Source organism: Nocardioides sp. Z24_21, from assembly GCF_058134345.1.
This window is the reverse complement of record NZ_JBYTTH010000001.1, coordinates 906,874-923,545: the sequence shown is the minus strand read 5'-3', so window position 1 is coordinate 923,545 and position 16,672 is coordinate 906,874. Positions and strand designations below refer to the sequence as shown.

At 73.1% G+C, this 16,672-nt stretch carries 15 protein-coding genes; 10 read left to right on the top strand and 5 right to left on the bottom strand.

The window, feature by feature from the left end; all coding sequences use genetic code 11:
* Positions 1-14: 14 nt before the first annotated feature.
* The 7 genes from AC3X7Z_RS04480 (at position 15) to AC3X7Z_RS04450 (ending at position 7,327) form a co-directional block, all read left to right on the top strand.
* Positions 15-575, top strand: coding sequence for a helix-turn-helix domain-containing protein (locus AC3X7Z_RS04480; RefSeq protein WP_489975131.1), 561 nt, complete (start codon positions 15-17; stop codon positions 573-575).
* A 123-nt stretch (positions 576-698) separates the two neighbouring features.
* Positions 699-1,382 carry an AIM24 family protein gene (locus AC3X7Z_RS04475; RefSeq protein ID WP_186339104.1) on the top strand — a complete coding sequence of 228 codons (684 nt, stop codon included), beginning with the start codon at positions 699-701 and terminating at the stop codon, positions 1,380-1,382.
* 342 nt (positions 1,383-1,724) lie between these two features.
* Positions 1,725-5,090 carry a sensor histidine kinase gene (locus tag AC3X7Z_RS04470; protein ID WP_489975130.1) on the top strand — a complete coding sequence of 1,122 codons (3,366 nt, stop codon included), beginning with the start codon at positions 1,725-1,727 and terminating at the stop codon, positions 5,088-5,090.
* Complete coding sequence (locus AC3X7Z_RS04465; protein ID WP_186339102.1) at positions 5,087-5,524, top strand: roadblock/LC7 domain-containing protein; 438 nt, start codon at positions 5,087-5,089, stop codon at positions 5,522-5,524. The genes AC3X7Z_RS04470 and AC3X7Z_RS04465 overlap by 4 nt, the downstream gene beginning before the upstream one ends.
* Before the next feature lie 13 nt (positions 5,525-5,537).
* A complete protein-coding gene (locus AC3X7Z_RS04460; RefSeq protein ID WP_186339101.1) occupies positions 5,538-5,906 on the top strand; it encodes a DUF742 domain-containing protein in 369 nt (122 codons plus the stop codon).
* Positions 5,887-6,483, top strand: coding sequence for a GTP-binding protein (locus AC3X7Z_RS04455; RefSeq protein ID WP_241005211.1), 597 nt, complete (start codon positions 5,887-5,889; stop codon positions 6,481-6,483). The genes AC3X7Z_RS04460 and AC3X7Z_RS04455 overlap by 20 nt, the downstream gene beginning before the upstream one ends.
* A 16-nt stretch (positions 6,484-6,499) precedes the next feature.
* Positions 6,500-7,327, top strand: a complete 828-nt coding sequence (locus AC3X7Z_RS04450) for an ABC transporter substrate-binding protein (RefSeq protein WP_206054426.1) — start codon at positions 6,500-6,502, stop codon at positions 7,325-7,327.
* 24 nt (positions 7,328-7,351) lie between these two features.
* Here AC3X7Z_RS04450 and AC3X7Z_RS04445 read toward each other — a convergent pair whose 3' ends face one another.
* A complete protein-coding gene (locus AC3X7Z_RS04445) occupies positions 7,352-8,350 on the bottom strand; it encodes a GTP pyrophosphokinase (protein ID WP_277395301.1) in 999 nt (332 codons plus the stop codon).
* A gap of 100 nt (positions 8,351-8,450) precedes the next feature.
* On the opposite strand from AC3X7Z_RS04445, the gene AC3X7Z_RS04440 reads away from it, so the two are divergent.
* Positions 8,451-9,056 carry a hypothetical protein gene (locus AC3X7Z_RS04440; protein WP_489975129.1) on the top strand — a complete coding sequence of 202 codons (606 nt, stop codon included), beginning with the start codon at positions 8,451-8,453 and terminating at the stop codon, positions 9,054-9,056.
* 45 nt (positions 9,057-9,101) lie between these two features.
* Here the strand turns inward: AC3X7Z_RS04440 and AC3X7Z_RS04435 are convergent, their stop codons facing one another.
* Complete coding sequence (locus AC3X7Z_RS04435) at positions 9,102-10,541, bottom strand: phosphodiester glycosidase family protein (protein WP_489975128.1); 1,440 nt, start codon at positions 10,539-10,541, stop codon at positions 9,102-9,104.
* 102 nt (positions 10,542-10,643) lie between these two features.
* Here AC3X7Z_RS04435 and AC3X7Z_RS04430 point away from each other — a divergent pair, with 102 nt between their 5' ends.
* Entirely contained in the window at positions 10,644-11,846 is a 1,203-nt protein-coding gene (locus AC3X7Z_RS04430) for a site-specific DNA-methyltransferase (RefSeq protein WP_489975127.1), read from the top strand.
* Positions 11,847-11,887: 41 nt separating this feature from the next.
* Here AC3X7Z_RS04430 and AC3X7Z_RS04425 read toward each other — a convergent pair whose 3' ends face one another.
* Positions 11,888-13,306 (bottom strand): WS/DGAT/MGAT family O-acyltransferase, encoded by a 1,419-nt coding sequence (locus AC3X7Z_RS04425; protein WP_186339096.1) that lies wholly within the window; start codon positions 13,304-13,306, stop codon positions 11,888-11,890.
* Between the two features lie 103 nt (positions 13,307-13,409).
* Positions 13,410-14,543: a glutamate--cysteine ligase gene (locus AC3X7Z_RS04420; protein ID WP_489975126.1), complete on the bottom strand. Its 1,134-nt coding sequence runs from the start codon at positions 14,541-14,543 to the stop codon at positions 13,410-13,412.
* Positions 14,544-14,622: 79 nt separating this feature from the next.
* Here AC3X7Z_RS04420 and AC3X7Z_RS04415 point away from each other — a divergent pair, with 79 nt between their 5' ends.
* Positions 14,623-16,083, top strand: coding sequence for a threonine/serine exporter family protein (locus AC3X7Z_RS04415; RefSeq protein ID WP_489975125.1), 1,461 nt, complete (start codon positions 14,623-14,625; stop codon positions 16,081-16,083).
* Here AC3X7Z_RS04415 and AC3X7Z_RS04410 read toward each other — a convergent pair.
* Positions 16,061-16,630 carry a ribonuclease FAU-1 family protein gene (locus tag AC3X7Z_RS04410; protein ID WP_186339093.1) on the bottom strand — a complete coding sequence of 190 codons (570 nt, stop codon included), beginning with the start codon at positions 16,628-16,630 and terminating at the stop codon, positions 16,061-16,063. The two genes, AC3X7Z_RS04415 and AC3X7Z_RS04410, sit on opposite strands and share 23 nt — an antisense overlap.
* Between the last annotated feature and the right edge of the window lie 42 nt (positions 16,631-16,672).

Genomic DNA, 16,672 nt, shown 5'->3' with positions numbered 1-16,672 from the left:
GGCAAAGTGGCGTCGTGAGCGACGAGGAGGTGCTGCGGGGCGTGGGCACCCGGCTGCGCCAGCTGCGGCTCGAGCGCGAGGCGACCCTGAGCGACCTCGCGGAGGAGACCGGCATCTCGGTGAGCACGCTGTCGCGGCTCGAGTCGGGCCAGCGCAAGCCCACCCTCGAGCTGCTGCTGCCGCTCGCGCGCGCCCACCGCGTCGCGCTCGACGAGCTGGTGGACGCGCCCGAGACCGGTGACCCGCGCATCCGCTCGAAGCCCGTCGTGCGCCACGGCCGCACATTCATCTCACTCACCCGCCGACCCGGCGGGCTGCAGTCGTTCAAGATGGTGTTGCCGGTCGAGCGCGACCCCCGCCCGACCCTGCAGACCCACGAGGGCTACGAGTGGCTCTACGTCCTCAGCGGCCGGGTGCGCCTGGTGCTCGGCACCCGCGACATGCTGCTCGAGCCCGGCGAGGTGGTGGAGTTCGACACCCGTACGCCCCACTGGATCGGCAACCCCGGCCCGACGCCGGCTGAGGTGCTCGCGATCTTCGGGCCGCAGGGCGAGCGGATGCACGTCCGCTCCTGAGAGGTGGGGCGGCGCCGCGGAGCGCGGTCGGATGTGCCGGGGCCTCGCCGCGGCTGTCGGTAGGGTGCCTCGCGAGGCGACCGGGAGCGGCCGCCGACCACCATCTCGAACGCCGGGGGAACGATGCGCAGCGAGCTCTTCGACCAGACCAACCAGGAGAACGCGACCACGGAGCGCTTCAGCCTGCACCACCGCAAGACGCTGCGGGCGGTGCTGGGCGAGCCGGTGCTGGCCGCCAAGGGCTCGATGGTCGCCTACCAGGGGCAGGTGACCTTCGAGCACAAGTCGGCCGGGTCGCTCGGCAAGATGATGCGCCGGCTGGTGACGACCGAGGACACGCCGCTGATGACAGTGTCGGGACAGGGCGAGGTGTTCTTCGCCGACAGCGCCAAGGACATCTTCCTGGTGCACCTGGAGGGCGACGGGCTCTCGGTCAACGGCACCTCGCTGCTCGCGATGGACGCCACGCTCGACTACGACGTCCATCGCGTCAAGGGTGCCGGGATGATGAGTGGCGGGATGTTCAACACGCTCATCCAGGGTGCGGGCACCGTCGCGCTGACCAGCGACGGGCAGCCGCTGATCCTCGACTGCTCGCAGTCCCCGACCTACGTCGACGTCAACGCCGCGGTGTGCTGGTCCGCCAGCCTGGTCCCGCAGGTCGTCAGCTCGATGAACGTGCGCTCACTGGTGCGCGGCGGCACGGGCGAGGCGTTCCAGTACGCCTTCCAGGGCCCGGGCTTCGTCGTCGTCCAGCCCTCGGAGGGCCCGGTCGTCCCGCCCCACAACCACGGCTCCGGCGGCTGACGCGCCCCACGCCGCGGACGGGATCGCCGCACCGGGCCGCGGGCGCCCGCCGTTGACGGGTGAGGAAAGGGTTGCGGTTCTCCTGCCGCTGGGCGAGGATCTGGCCGGTCGTCGCGGTGCATCTCGGACGCGTCGACCGGGTCGGTGAGGCTCCACCACGGTGCGTCTCGCGATCCCGGTCGACGGTGGACGGGCCGTGCCTCTCACGGCTCCCATACACCCCCGCGACCCTGGTTCTGCGAAAACGCCACGGAATGTCGCCGAACTCCTTAGGTTGAGCCTGCGCCGGTCATGCCGGTGCGTTCTCGACTTCGACGTAGGGCTCACACAGGCGAGGCACACATGACTCAGGACGCAGCCCAGACCCGGAAGGGTGTGGGCCACTCGGTCGCCGGTTGGCCGCTCGGCCGGAAGATGGCCCTGGCCCTCGCGATCCCGCTGCTGCTCGCGGCCCTGCTCAGCGGCCTGCGGGTCACCGGCGACTACGGCGACTCGCGTCAGGCTGCGCGCAGCGCGCAGCAGGTGACCGTCATCCAGCCCGCGATCGACTACCTCACCGCGTCCGAGACCGCGATGGTGGCCGCACAGTCCGACAGCGCTGCCAGCCAGGGCGACCTGATCGACTCCATCAGCGACATCTCCGAGAACGCCGAGGCGCTGGTGCGCGCCCGTGACGAGGCCGACCTCGACGAGCTGCAGGCCGCCCACGTCAACGCCCTGCTCGACCTCAGCCAGGCGATGCGCGGCGAGGGTGCCGAGACACTCGGCCCGGCCACCTGGATCGCGCTCGTCCGGCAGCTCGAGTCCAGCGTCTCGCAGCTCATCACCAGCGTGAACGCCGCGCAGGAGACGCCCGAGCCGCGCCTCGAGCAGCTCTCGCAGGCGATGAGCGGGCGGCTGTCCCTCGCGCTGCAGCAGGGCCTGCTCGCGACCACGTTGTCCCAGTCGAGCTCGCAGGAGCTCTTCTCCGAGATCGGCGTCGAGGCCGCGGCCATCGACCGTCTCGCCGGGTCGGTGGAGGGCGTGAAGGACCAGACCGCCCTCCTCCGCACGCAGAACACCCGCCACGCCGGCCAGATCCGCGACGACGCCGCCACCGACCTCGACGGCCGTGACGCGTACGCCCCCTACGACGCGATCACCGAGAGCCTCGTCAGCGGGGTCACCGCGACCCTCGACGACGCGGCCGGAGCCGCGCAGCGCAACGCGTTCGTCGGCGCCGTGCTCACCCTCCTGGCCCTCGCCGCGGCGATCGCGCTCGCGTTCTTCATCGCCCACAGCCTCCTCGACCCGATCGGCAGGGTCCGCGACGGTGCGCTGGCCGTGGCCCGCCACCGCCTTCCCGACGCCGTCTCCCGCATCCGCGCCGGCCAGGAGCCCGAGCCGATCCGGCCCATCGACGTCCACACCGACGAGGAGGTCGGCCAGGTCGCCCGGGCGGTCGACGACCTCCACCGCCAGGCCATCCACCTCGCGTCCGGCGAGGCCCAGCTCCGCCAGACCGTCAACGCCATGTTCGTCACGCTCTCGCGCCGCTCGACCTCCCTGGTCAACCAGCAGCTCGCGCAGATCGAGCGCCTCGAGCACGACGAGGAGGACCCCAAGCGCCTCGAGTCGCTGTTCCGACTCGACCACCTCGCCTCGCGGATGCGGCGCACGGCCGACTCGCTGCTGATCCTGGCGGACGCCCCCAACCGGGCCGCCGGGCAGTTCAGCCTGACCGTCGGCGAGGCGCTGCAGGCGGCGACCTCCGGCGTGCAGGACTACCAGCGCGTGCAGATCCTCTCCAACCTCGGCACCCGCGTGGGCGACGAGGCCGCCGCCGACGTCGTCCACCTCCTCACCGAGCTGGTCGACAACGCGCTGAGCTTCTCGCCTCCGGCAGAGCCCGTCAGGCTGGCCGCCAAGGAGAGCCCCGACGGGGTGAGCATCACGATCACCGACGCCGGCCTGGGCGTGCCGCCCGCCGAGCTCGAGCAGCTCAACAACGACCTGCAGCACGGCGCCGAGGCCACCCCCGACACCGCCCGCCGCATGGGCCTGTTCGTGGTGTCCCGCCTCGCCGAGCGTCACGGCATCCGGACCCATCTGGCCCGCAACCCGGGCGGCGGCATGACGGCCACCGTCCACCTCCCGCTGTCGATCCTGCCCGACCTGGCACCGGCGGGCGCCCCGGCGCCCACGGCCGAGGCGAGCAGCACCGCCCCCTCGCCGAGGGTCGGCGCCGACCTCGTCGGCGCCGCGTCCGGCGACGCCCCGGTCCTGTCCAAGCGCGAGGCGCGCAACCGGGCCCGCGCTGAGAAGGCCGAGGCCAAGGCCGCCGAGCGCGCCGCCGCCGCCGAGGCCAAGGCCGCAGCCAGGGCCGCCAGGGCCGAGGCCGACCTGGAGCCCGTCGCGACGGGTACGACGTCCGCTGGGACCGACGCCGCTGCCACCCCGGCGCCCACTCCCGCTGCCGCCCCCGCTGCCAGCCCAGCGCCTGCTCCCACCCCCGCCCCGGCTGCGTCCGCCCCGGCTGCGTCCGCCTCGTCCGAGCCGACCCCCGACCGACCGCCGCTCGGCACCCTGCTCCCGCGCCGCGCCCCCGGCGCCAACATGCCGCTCACCGGCGCGGACGCGTTCACGCCGCCTGAGACCTCGGGCGCCACCGGACCGCTCTTCGGCAAGCGTCCCGAGCCCTCCGGCGCGAAGCCCGACGCGGCCGCCGCCGGGAGCTCCCCCGCCGAGCGCGCCGAGCGTGTCGCGCGCGTCGTCCCGATCACCGCCCTCGCCTCGCGCCAGCGGGCGCAGGCCGAGCAGGCGGCGCACTTCGAGGCGCCGGCGGCGTCCTCCGCGGACACCTCCGCGCAGGACGAGACCTCCGCCGACATCGCGGGCGAGCAACCGGTCGAGCAGCCGGTCGAGCACCCCCGGGCGCACGACCCGCTGTCCGACCCGCTCCCCGCCGGCGCGTTCGACGACCCGTTCGCCCCCGAGCGGTCCGACCCTGGGCCGTCCGCCGCCGAGCCGTTCGCGGCCGACCCTGCCCCCGTCGAGCCGTACTCGGCCGACCCGTTCGCCGCAGAGCCGTTCGCGGCCGAGCCCACCCCCGCCGAGCCCTACTCGGCCGACCCGGCACCCGCTGCCCTGGTCGAGCACCACCGCGAGGTGGAGGTCGACGCGGACGACCCGCTCGGCCTGGGCACCCCCGCCCGGCGGCAGCCGGTCGCGGAGCCGGAGCCCGAGCCGGTGGCGCCCTACGACGCGGCCGCGCTCCTCACCGAGGGCGCCGACCACCGCGCCAACGGGCACCGAGCCGACGGCCACACCGCCGACGGCCACCCGACCGGCGGCGGCCTCGGCCTGCCGACCCGCGGCGCCGAGCCGGCCCGCTCCGGCGGCGAGTCGCCCATCTTCAAGTCGATGCGCTCGGGCTGGCTGGCCGGTGACGGCGAGGGCGAGTGGCACCAGACCGAGGTCGACCGCGGCTGGGAGCTCGCCGAGCAGGTCACCGAGCCGGCTCCGGTCGCCGAGTCGACACCTGCCGGCCTTCCGCGACGCGCACCCGGCGAGCGCCTCGTCCCCGGAAGCGTGACGCCCCCCACGGCGGCCAAGACGCGCGACCCCGAAGCGATCCGCCGGCGCCTCCAGGCACACACCGCGGGAGTCTCCCGCGGGCGACGCGCAGCCCAGAGTTCCACCCAGCACACGGAAGCAGGACCCTCATGACTCACGACACCTCCGCTGCCCCCGCCGCCAGCACGGCTGGTGACGACCGAGACCTCGACTGGGTGATGTCGCGATTCGTCGACGACGTGCCCGACGCGGCGCACGCGATCCTCGTGTCCGCCGACGGTCTCCTGATGGCCTCCAGCACCAGCATCCCGGGCGAGCGCGCCGAGCAGGTCGCGGCCGTCTCGTCGGGCCTCGCCAGCCTTGCGGTGGGCGCGGCCCGGCTCTTCGAGGGCGGGTCGGTGATGCAGACCATCGTCGAGATGGAGATGGGCTTCCTGATGCTGATGAGCGTCGGCGACGGGTCCAACCTCACCGTGCTGACGACCGAGCAGGCCGACATCGGCCAGGTGGGCTACGAGATGGCCCTGCTGGTGGACCGCGTGGGACGTACCGTCGAGGCCCAGGCCCGCGTCGGTACGGGCGGCTGAGCGGGCTCGTGCCGTGACGCCTCCAGACGACCCGGACGCCGAGGGCTACCGCCCCCGGTTGATCCGGTCCTACACCCTCACCGCAGGCAGGACGGCCGCCAAGGTCGAGCTGGCCATGGAGGCCACGCTCCGCCTGCAGGCAGGGGTGGAGGCCCCGGTGCTGTCACCGTCGGCTGCGCAGGTCCTCGAGGTCTGCGACCGGCGCTCCGTGGCCGAGGTGTCGGCTCTGACCAAGATGCCGATCGGCGTCACCCGGGTGCTGCTGGGCGACCTGATCGAGCAGGGCCTGGTCCGCATCCAGGCCACCATCACCGACAGCACGTCGACAGATGAGCGTCTCGAGCTCATCGAAAGGACCCTCCGTGGACTTCGAAACTACTAAGGCACAGCGGGCGGCTGCGTCGACGAAGATCGTCATCGCCGGCGGCTTCGGGGTCGGCAAGTCGACGCTCGTCGGCGCGGTCTCGGAGATCGACCCGCTGCGCACCGAGGCACTCGTCACCAACGAGTCGGAGGGCGTCGACGACCTCGCCGCGGTGCCCACCAAGGCCACCACGACCGTCGCGATGGACTTCGGCCGCCTGACCCTGGCCGAGGACCTCGTCCTCTACCTGTTCGGCACGCCGGGGCAGCGCCGCTTCTGGTTCATGTGGGACGACCTGTGCCGCGGCGCGATCGGCGCGATCGTGCTGGTCGACGTGGCTCGCCTCGACGAGTCGTTCTCCCCGCTCGACTACTTCGAGTCCAAGGGCATCCCGTTCATCGTGGCCGTCAACGAGTTCGACGGCGTCCCGCGCTACCCCACCGAGGAGATCGCCGCGGCGCTGGCCCTGCCCGCGGACGTGCCGATCATCAGCCTCGACGCCCGCGACCGCGAGCAGGCCAAGGGCGCGCTCGTGAAGATCACCGAATACGCCCTCATGCGACTGCGCGAGTCGCTCACCGTGAATGCGAACTGACGCCATGACCCGCAGCATGACCCGCACCATGACCCGCACCCCTCGACGCGCCGGCCCCGCCCGCACCGCGCTCGCCGCCCTGTCGTCGGTGGCCCTGATGGCCACCCTGAGTGCCTGCGGCGGCAGCGCCAACGCCGACGAGGCCGACGCGCTGAGCGACGTGTCGCTGGTCTTCAGCGGCGCGCTCACCGTCTGCAGCGACATGCCCTACGCGCCGTTCGAGTACGAGAAGGACGGCAAGCCCACCGGCTTCGACATCGACCTGGTCCGCAAGGTCGCCGACGAGCTCGACGCCGAGCTCGACGTGATCGACGTGTCGTTCGACGACATCACCTCGGGCACCTCGCTCAACAACGACGTGTGCGACCTCGCCATCTCGGCGATGACGATCACCGGCGAGCGCGCCCGCGTGCTCGACTTCTCCAGCCCCTACTTCGACGCCAAGCAGGCACTCATCACGCCGCGCGGCTCCGGGCTCGACTCGCTCCCCGAGCTCGCCGGCATGCAGGTCGGCGCGCAGAAGGAGACCACCGGCGAGACCTACCTCAAGGACTTCGCCCCGGACTCCACCCAGATCGTCACCTTCGACGACGCGGCCGGCCTCGAGGCGGCGCTCGCAGCGGGCTCGCTCGACGCGGCGATGCTCGACAACACGGTGTCCGGACAGTTCGTCACCTCCAACCGCAGGCTCAAGCTCGCCCGCGAGTTCGAGACGGGCGAGCAGTACGGCATGGCGGTGAAGAAGGACGGCAACATCCCGCTGCTGCGCACGATCAACCGCACGCTCGCCGAGCTCCGCGAGGACGGCACCTACGACGAGATCTACGCCACCTACTTCAGCTGACGGCTCCGGCTGGTCGCTGCCCGCTCAGCCCTCGGGGGTGGTGAGCTTCTCCAGCCGGGCGCGCAGCAGCGGCACGCGGTGGCTGTTGCCCTCGAGGGTGACGTACTGCTCGCCGAAGATCGCGAGCAGCGCGTCGTCGAGGCGGCGCACCGCGCCGGCGGGGTAGCGGTAGCCCATCCGGCGGATCACCGCGTCGGCGTCGACGGACGTGAGCAGGTCGTCGAGGTCGTCGACACTGTCGATGCCGAGCTCGGCGAGCAGGCCGGCGATCCAGTCGTAGTGGTCGGTGTGCGACCAGCCGGCGTCGCTGTAGTGCCCGGCGAGGAAGGTGGCGAGCTCCTGGCCGACGATGTGGTCGGCGTCGGCCTCGGCGGTGCTGCCGGGCGCGGCCGCCTGGATCCGCTCGCGGATCGTCGCGAACTCGCGGTCGGCCAGCTCGATCAGGCCGGCGGCCAGCGTGAAGCGGCGGTCGAGGTCGGCGGCGGCGTCCTCGGGCACGTTGCCCTTGTAGCGGATGTCGTGCTCGAACTCGGCCCACGCGTGCTGGAGCACCGTGCGCACCTGGACACTGGCGCGCTCGCCGACGAGCTCGGGGTGCTCCTCGGCCGCGTCGGTGCGCACGAGGAGGTGCCGGCTGGCGTAGCCGAAGCGGCCCGCGCGCGCGGTCTCCTCGCCCAGGTCGCGGTCGTCGAGGATGGTGAGCTCGTCGTCGAGCAGCTCCGCGACGGCCGCGACGTCGCTGTGGACGTAGGTGATCACCCGGACGCCGATCTGGTCGGTCACCTGCTCCAGCGGGTCGGGATAGACCAGCCGGCCGTCCAGGGCCCGGTTGGCCTTGGCCGCGAACGACGCGACGCTCTTGGTCCGCCCGGTGACGCTCAGGTAGTCGATGCCCGCGTCGTCGAGCAGGGTGCGGATCAGCGTCACCCACCCGGCGGTCGCCGCGGCCAGCTGCGGCTGTCGGGCGGCGTAGGCGCGCACGGCCTCGCGTACCGGCTCGGCCTGGGTCTCGGGGCCACTCATGGCGCCAAGCCTGCCAGTGCAGGCGCCACGGCGTCGACGCGGCGTCCCGCGTGCGAGCCTGCCGGGGGAGCGGGACCCGCGTCGATATCGTCGGAGGACCATGACAACCTCACCGCGTCGCTCGGGCGCCCGCACCCGGTCCGCCTCCGCCCTCCTCGCCGCCCTGGCCCTCTCGACGTCGCTCGCCGCCTGCGGGTCCGACGACGAGACCGCGACCGACCCGGCCGGCGCCTCGAGCACCCCCAGCCCGTCCGAGCCCACGACGTCCCCGTCGGAGTCGCCGTCGGAGTCACCGTCCGAGCCCCCGTCGGAGTCGCCCTACGTGCCGGCCGGCGCCGAGCCCATCGACGTCGTGGGGTCCGCCGGGGTCACCGAGGCCGTCGTCATCGGCGCGACGGAGGGCGGAGGGTCGCCCTCGACGATGGCGTTCGCGCTCGACACCGACCGGGCCGTCGCCGACTTCGTCGCCGACCTCGCTGCGGGCCTGCCGGACCAGGTGGCGGCCGTCGCGGCCGACCTCCGCGACCGCTCGCCCGACGCGACGCCCTACGGGGCGGTGGTGTCGACCGGGTGCGAGCCGCCACGCAGCGTCGCCATCGACGCGGGCGAGGCCGGCTTCCAGGTCGTGCCGGCCCTGCCGAAGAGCACCGTCCAGTGCTTGGCCCCGGTCACCTACGTCGTGCTGTTCGCGGCCCCCGACGCCTGAGCCCTCGAAGCGGGGCGGACACCGGACGCCGGCACTGCGCCGGCGTCAGGGGGTGGGCGGGGTGACCGGCGGCGTCGTGGGGGGCGGCGTGACGGTGGGGGTCGGCGTGGGGGTCGGCGTCACGGTCGGCGGCGGCAGGATCGGCACGACCGGCGGCAGGTCGCCGTGGTAGACCACGCCGAACCCGTTGGGCACGAGCCGCTCTGAGCCGTCGGAGGGCTCGTTGACGATCCCGAACGCTCCACTGCCGGTGCGGCTGTACATGGCCGAGGAGCCGCCGCCGTCGAGGTTGATGGCGTTCTCCGCGCCGAGCGCGGTCATGATGTCGGCGAGCTCGACCATCGTGTAGCCGCGGCTCACCGCGGAGCGCCCGTCGACCACGAGGATCAGCAGCCGGCGGCCGTCGGCGTCGATGCCGACCGCCGTGCGGGGGTGGGCGATCGTGTTGTTGACGACCGTGCGCACGCCGTTGACGAGCAGGGGGCGGTCACCGCTGATCGCGACGGTCGGCCGGCCGCCGACGATGCGCTGCGACAGAGTGATCTTCTTGCCGCGCTTGAGGTTCTTCAGCTTGCCGGCGGCACTGCCGGTGCCGATCAGCACGCGCTCCTTGCGGTGGATCTTGCGGCCGCTGGAGAGCTTGGGCCGGTTGGAGATGACCCGGTTGTTGCGCAGGACCACCTCGCGCGCCCGCTTCTTGCCCGAGGTGACCTGGTAGCCCTCGGTGCGGTTCCAGGCGGAGGTGAACACGCCGATCTGGCCCGGCGGGATGCTCGGGTGGTTGATGCCGCTGACCGTCCAGGCGCGGCGCTGACGGATCGTGTACTCCAGGCTCAGCGGGCTGACGTGCGGCCCGGAGTCGTCGAACCACAGGGACGAGTTGACCCCGGGGATCCACCCCTCGCGCGAGCCGGTGAGGACGCCCTCCTCGCGGTCGATCGAGACCCCGAGCGGGGCGTCGGTGCGGCCGATGTCGAAGAAGTCGCCGTTGACCGCGGCGAGCGCGTCGTTCCACCCGCCGAGCTGGCTGACCTTCTTGCGGCTGGTGACGAACGTGGGGGAGAGCTCCTCGAAGGACAGGTTGGGCGCGTCGAGGTTGACGGTGACCAGGTTCATCCGCACCTGCCCGACCGGCTGGCGCCCGTCGACCTGGTCCCACTCCCGCAGCACCACGCCGGGCGCGATCTCGTAGCTGACGTCGTTCTTCACCTGGACGGCTCGCCCGCGGGCGTTGACCGGCGGGCCGACGACGATGCCGGGCTTGCCGTCCGAGGTCTGGTTGCGCCCCCGGTAGCCGTCGGCGGCACCCGACGTCAGGCCCCGGCCGTCGACGCCGTCGCGGTCGTCGGCCACCGACGGTCCGGCGCCCACGTTGAGCGCGAGCCCGGCGACGAGCACGCCGGCCGTGGCGAGCGTCAGCGCGCGCGCGCGGGCGGGCGCGGGACGGCGGGCGGACGAGTGGGAGCGGCGCGAGGAGGAAGGCACGCGTTCCAGAGTAAAGGACGTCGTGGGGCCGGTGGGACAATTGTGGTGTGCGGGTCGGTCGTGCGCGGCGGGGGCTCCGGGCCACCGCCTAGGCTGGCGCGCGTGCCCGTCGAGCCCGCGCCCCGTCCCGGCGCCGCGTGCAACACGCTGCACGTCGGTGACAACCTCGACGTGCTGCCCCGGCTCCCGGCGGGGTCCGTCGACGTGGTCTACGCCGACCCGCCCTACAACACGGGCAACGACTTCGCCTACGCCGACCGCTTCCGCGACGACTCCCACGCCGACCCGTACGCAGGACGCCACGCGGCCTGGACGGCGATGATGCGTCCGCGCCTCGTGGCCGTCCACGAGGTGCTGGCCCGGCACGGCGCGGTGTTCGTCAGCATCGACGACAACGAGGTCGCCCATCTGCGGCTGCTGATGGACGAGATCTTCGGGGAGGCCAACTTCCTCGCCCAGGTCGTGGTCAACCTCAACCCCAAGGGCCGCCAGCTCGGCCGGGGGTTCGCGACCAGCCACGAGTACGTCCTGGCGTACGCCCGCCACCTGCCCGACTGCCTGGTCGACGGCACCAGCGCCGAGGCCGTGGACGAGGCCGACTTCCCGCTCACCGCGCCCGACGGGCGCCGGTTCCGCTACCTCCCGCTGCGCAACACCAACAAGAAGTTCAACCCGGTGAGCACGCCGACCCTCCACTACCCGCTCCACGGCGACCCCGTGACCGGGCGGGTGTCGGTGGCGGAGTTCGACGGCAGCAGGGAGCTGACGCCCGTCTTCGGCGACGGTCGGCCGGCGGTGTGGCGGTGGTCGAGGCCTCGGGTCGAGGAGCGTCCCGACGACCTGGAGTGCCGGGTGATCCGCGGCCGTGCCGGCGAGCGCGCCGACATCTTCCAGCGCGACTGGCTGCACCGCGACGGTGGGCGCCGCAAGAAGCTGCGCACGATCTGGCTGGCCGAGGAGATCGGCTCGACGGACACGGCGGTCGCCGAGCTCAAGGCGCTGGTCGGCCACGTCTTCGAGTCGCCCAAGCCCACCGGCCTCGTGCGCCGGATCCTCTCCACGCTGCCCGACGACGTCGTCGTGCTCGACCCGTTCGCCGGCAGCGGCACCACCGGTCACGCGGTCGCGCTGGCCAACGCCGCCGACGGGGGCACCCGTCGCTGCATCAGCATCAACTCCGCCGAGCCGACCCGGGAGGGCTCCAACGCCCGGCTCGCCGGCCTCGACACCGTCGCCGACATCACCCGTGCGCGGCTGGCCGCCGTCGCCGAGCAGGTCGGCGGCGGCCTCGACGTCGTCGGCTAGGCATCACGCCCAGGCATCACACCCGGAATCACAACCACGCATCACACCTGGACGCCGGCGGCCTTCTCGAGGGCCGCCAGCTCCTCGTCGAGGTGCTGCAGGAGCACCTGCAGGCGGGGGACCGTGCGCCGGCACCCGGTGAGGCCGAAGCACATCTTCTCGTCGTAGGAGGTGCAGGTGATGTTGAGCGCCATCCCGTTGATCGGGATCGACAGCGGGTAGGTGCCGGTGAGCCGGGCGCCGTTCCAGTAGTGGGTGGTGCGTGGGCCGGGGACGTTGCTGACGATGAGGTTGTAGGGCGGGCGCACGACACCCTGCATCCGCAGGAGCGGCCCGAGGATGGCCGGCGCCTGCCCGATCGCGCTCATCGCGAGGATCTGGGTCGGCGTCATCGCCGACAGGCTGGCCTTGCCGTCGGTCATCGAGCGGTGGATCGCCGCGAGGCGGTCGGCCGGGTCGGGCAGGTGGGTGCCGAGCTGCACCATCACCGAGCCGACCGCGTTGCCGCCGCCGCCCGCCGTGAGCTTCGCCTGCTTGGCGCTGAGCGCGACCGGCACCATCGAGATCAGTGTCGTGTCGGGAAGGGCGTCGAGCTCGATCAGGTAGGTCCGCATCGCGCCGCTGACCATCGCCAGCACCACGTCGTTGATCGTCGTGCCGGTGGCCCGGCCGACCGCACGCAGCCGCTCGACGGGCCAGTCCTGGGCGGCGAAGCGGCGCGAGCCGGTGATGCCCTGGTTGAGGATGGTGCGCGGGGCGTGGAGCGAGAGCGCCGAGGTCTCGTTGCGCACGCTCCTGGTCAGGGTGCGGAGCAGCGCTCCGGGCATCCCGGCGGCCTCCGCCGCGATCGCCAGGGTGGAGCGCACCGTGGCCGCGGTGAGGTCCGACAGCGACGCCTCGGAGGTGCCGTCGGGCTCCTCGTGCGCTGGGCCCGGCGGGCGCGGCCGCACCGCCCACGGCGCCGGCATGTCGCGCTCGTCGGGGTCGGTCGACAGCACGCTCGCCATCAGCCGCATCGCGGAGAGGCCGTCGACGAGCGAGTGGTGGGTCTTGGTGTACATCGCGACCCGACCGTCGTGCAGGCCCTCGATGACGTGCGCCTCCCACAGCGGCCGCTCCCAGGCCAGGCGGGTGCCGTGCAGCCGTGAGCACAGGTCGAGCAGCTCGCGGACGCGTCCCGGCTTGGGCAGGGCGCTGTGCCGGACGTGGTGATCGATGTCGAACTGCTGGTCGGGCACCCACACCAGCTGACCCGCCGTTCGCGCGGAGCGGTGCGGGTGCTTGAGGAACAGCGGCGCGACCTGCTCGACGTCGCGCATCTTCTCGTACATCTCGCGGACGTAGCCGCGGCCCGCCCCCGCGGGCTTCTCGAAGAGCTGGAGGCCGCCGACGTGCATCAGCATGTTGCGGTTCTCGGCGAGCAGGAAGCCGGTCGCCGTCGGGTCGATCACGTCCGCCACGTGCTGCTCCTCCGTCTCGGCCACCCCTCCTCGCGGGGCGAGGAGGTCCGGGCATCCTCTCGCCCCCCGCCCGGTGCCACAAGGGCATCAGGTCCTGGGTGGCTCAGGCCTTCAGCGAGTGGGCCAGCTCGGCGACGAGGGCGTCGACCACCGCGACGAGGTCGCCGCCGGACTCGTGCGCCACCGCCCGCTGGCGCTGGTAGGACGCACCGCGGACGGGGATGTCGGCGACGGCGCGCAGCTCGGCCTCGCAGCCGAGCCGTCGGGCGACGGGGGTGAGGCGTTCGAGCAGGTCGGAGAGGTCCTCGGTGACCAGCCGCTCGCGGTTGTGGTCGTCGACGATGACGATGGCGTCGAGGCCGTAGCGCGCGGCCCGCCACTTGTTCTCCTGCACCTGCCACGGCGGCAGGGTCGGCAGCCTTTCGCCGGCGGTGAGCCGGGAGTCGAGGTCGACGACGAGGCAGTGCACCAGCGCCGTGAGGGCGCCGAGCTCCTGCAGGTCGGACATCCCGTCGCACACGCGGTGCTCGAGCGTGCCCAGGTGGGGGGCGGGTCGCAGGTCCCACCGCACGTCCGACATCGAGTCGATGATCCCGGTGGTCGTCTGGTCGGCGATGCACTTCTCGAACTCGGCCCACGTCTCGAACGCGAACGGCAGGCCGGCGGTCGGGAGCTGCTGGAACATCAGCGCCCGGTTGGACGCGTAGCCGGTGTCCTGGCCCGCCCAGATCGGCGAGCTCGCCGACAGCGCCAGCAGGTGGGGGTAGGTGGTGAGCATCGACTCCAGCACCGGCATCACCCGGTCGCGCTCGGGCATCCCGACGTGCACGTGCACGCCCCAGATCAGCATCTGGCGACCCCACCACTGCGTGCGGTTGATCAGCTCGGCGTAGCGGTGGCCCTCGGTGAGCTGCTGGTGCGACCAGTCGGCGAAGGGGTGGGAGCCGGCGCCGAGGAGGTCGACTCCGAGCTCGGCCGCGGCGGGGGCGACGACCGACAGCGTCCCGCGGAGGTCGGCGACGGCCTCCTCGACGGTGTCGCAGACGCCGGTGACGACCTCGATCGTGTTGCGCAACAGCTCCTTGTGGAGCCGCTCGGGCCGGTCGAGCCGGCCGCCGGCGAGCTCGTGGAGCTCGGACGCGACGCTGACGAGGTCGCGGCTGGCCCGGTCGACCAGCGCGAGCTCCCACTCCACCCCGAGCGTCGGCTCCGGCGACGCGTGGAAGTCGATGCGCATGCGGCGAGTCTAGGTAGGCGACCGGCGGTGAGGCTCACCCCTCCGACCGGTGCCGGCCCGGGTTTGCCACCATGGACGGATGGACCGCGAGGACGGACGCACGCGCACGCCGGGGGACCCCGACCACGATCCCGACCACGATCCCGACCACGATCCCGACCACGATCCCGACCACGACGCGGCGCGCGCCGCGGCGGAGCAGCGCACCCTCGACAACCTGACGATCGACCTCTGCCTGCGGATCGGCGAGATGCTGCTGTCCTCGGGTGCGGGCGCGGCCGACGTCATGGCGACGATGCGCTCGGTGGCCGACCACCTCGGCCTGCGCTCGGCCGAGCTCGACGTCACCTTCACCGCCCTGTCGATGAGCCACCAGCGCTCGGGCGACGACGTACCGACGCTGATGATGCGCCACGTGCAACGGCGAGTCATCGACTACGAGCACCTCACCGCCGTCGACCACCTGGTGCGCGACATCCTCACCGACCGGGCCGACGTCTACCTCGCGCGCTCGCGGATGGCCACGATCGTCTCGATGGGCCACGCCTTCCCGCGCTGGGCGGTCACCCTGGCGTGGATGGTGATGGCCGCCGCGGTCGGCATCTTCCTCGGCGGCGGGCCGGTCGTGGCGGTGGTCGCCGCGGTGGCGGCGGCCCTGATCGACCGGGTGCAGATCGTGCTCGCCCGGCGCCGGCTGCCGTTCTTCTACCAACAGGTCGCCGGCGGCGCGATCGCGACGGTCCTCGCCGCAGTGGTCGCGGCAGGCCCGGTCGAGGTCGACCCGTCCGTGGTCGTGACGGCCAACATCATCCTGCTGCTGGCCGGGATCGGCCTGATGGGCGCCGTGCAGGACGCGCTCACCGGCTTCTACCTCACCTCGAGCGCCCGACTGATCGAGGCGATGATGGCGACCGCCGGCATCATCGCCGGCGTCGCGATGGGCATCTCGCTCGCCGGGGGCGTGGGCCTCGAGCTCGGGCAGCTGGTGCCGGGGAAGGTCGAGCTGGCCGACCTGCCCGCGGTGCTCGGCGGCGCCGCCGTGTCGGCGGCGGCGTTCAGCGTCGCGTCGTACGCGCCCCGCCGCGCCGTGGTGCCGATCGCGCTGATCACGGCGGGGGCGGCGGCGGTATCGCAGGGCGTCACGGCGGCCGGGTTCGGGCGCGCGGCAGCCGCCGCGGCCTGCGCCTTCTTCATCGGTCTGGTCGCCTACGCGGTGGCGGGGCGGGTGCGGATCCCCCCGCTGGTGGTCGCAGTGCCGGCGATCGTGCCCTTCCTCCCCGGCCTGTCGATCTACCGAGGCCTGACCTTCCTCGCCGAGGGCGGGCCCTTCATCTCGCGGGGCATCCTGGCGCTGATGACGGCGCTCTCGGTCGCGATCGCGCTGGCGTCCGGGGTGATCCTGGGCGAGTACGTCGCGCAGCCGCTCAAGCGGGAGGCGCGCCGCCTGGAGAGCCGGCTGTCCGGGCCGCGGCTCGTCGGGCCGTTCCGGGCGCTGTCGCGCGCGGAGCGGCGCGCGCTCAGGAGGAAGTCAGGCGACTGAGCTCGGCGAGCCACCGCCGGTGCGCGCCGTCGTACGGTGCGCGGCCGGTGCGGACGTCGACGACCAGCGCGTCGCACGAGGCCTGCGCGCGGGCAACCACGTCGGCGGGGTAGCCGTAGCGCACCTGGTGCTCGGCGAACTCGTCCTCGTCGTCGACGAACACCTCACCCGGACCGGCCGGGGCGACGTCCCACGGTGCGCTGTCCACGGGTGGAAGCGGGTCGGGGAGGCGGATGACGTCGAGGTCGAGGTCGACCGCTCGGAGCACGTCGCGGTCCCACGCGGGGGGCGTGGTGACGTCGATGTAGAGGTCGCACCAGATCCCCGGTGCCTGGAAGGTCGCGAGGTGCCACCCCTCGGGCTGCACGAGCGTCACGGAGTCGACGGCGGCGTGGAACTCGTGGCCCGGGCGATGGTTGTGCGTGCCGGCGGGGAAGCCCAGCCACTCCCCGTGCTCGTCGGCCCCGAGGTAGGTGCCGACCAGCTGCCAGTGCGGCCGGTCGCCCCACTTGGTCATCTCGCAGCGGATCGGGGTCCCGGGCTCCATACGCCCATCCCTATCAGGTCGAGTGGGCGCGACCTGGCGCGC

Coding starts and splice junctions, on each gene's coding strand:
- AC3X7Z_RS04420 (WP_489975126.1), bottom strand. CDS start 14,543: ATGCGCATCGACTTCCACGCGTCGCCGGAGCCGACGCTCGGGGTGGAG.
- AC3X7Z_RS04475 (WP_186339104.1), top strand. CDS start 699: ATGCGCAGCGAGCTCTTCGACCAGACCAACCAGGAGAACGCGACCACG.
- AC3X7Z_RS04410 (WP_186339093.1), bottom strand. CDS start 16,630: ATGGAGCCCGGGACCCCGATCCGCTGCGAGATGACCAAGTGGGGCGAC.
- AC3X7Z_RS04440 (WP_489975129.1), top strand. CDS start 8,451: ATGACAACCTCACCGCGTCGCTCGGGCGCCCGCACCCGGTCCGCCTCC.
- AC3X7Z_RS04450 (WP_206054426.1), top strand. CDS start 6,500: ATGACCCGCACCATGACCCGCACCCCTCGACGCGCCGGCCCCGCCCGC.
- AC3X7Z_RS04415 (WP_489975125.1), top strand. CDS start 14,623: ATGGACCGCGAGGACGGACGCACGCGCACGCCGGGGGACCCCGACCAC.
- AC3X7Z_RS04470 (WP_489975130.1), top strand. CDS start 1,725: ATGACTCAGGACGCAGCCCAGACCCGGAAGGGTGTGGGCCACTCGGTC.
- AC3X7Z_RS04465 (WP_186339102.1), top strand. CDS start 5,087: ATGACTCACGACACCTCCGCTGCCCCCGCCGCCAGCACGGCTGGTGAC.
- AC3X7Z_RS04445 (WP_277395301.1), bottom strand. CDS start 8,350: ATGAGTGGCCCCGAGACCCAGGCCGAGCCGGTACGCGAGGCCGTGCGC.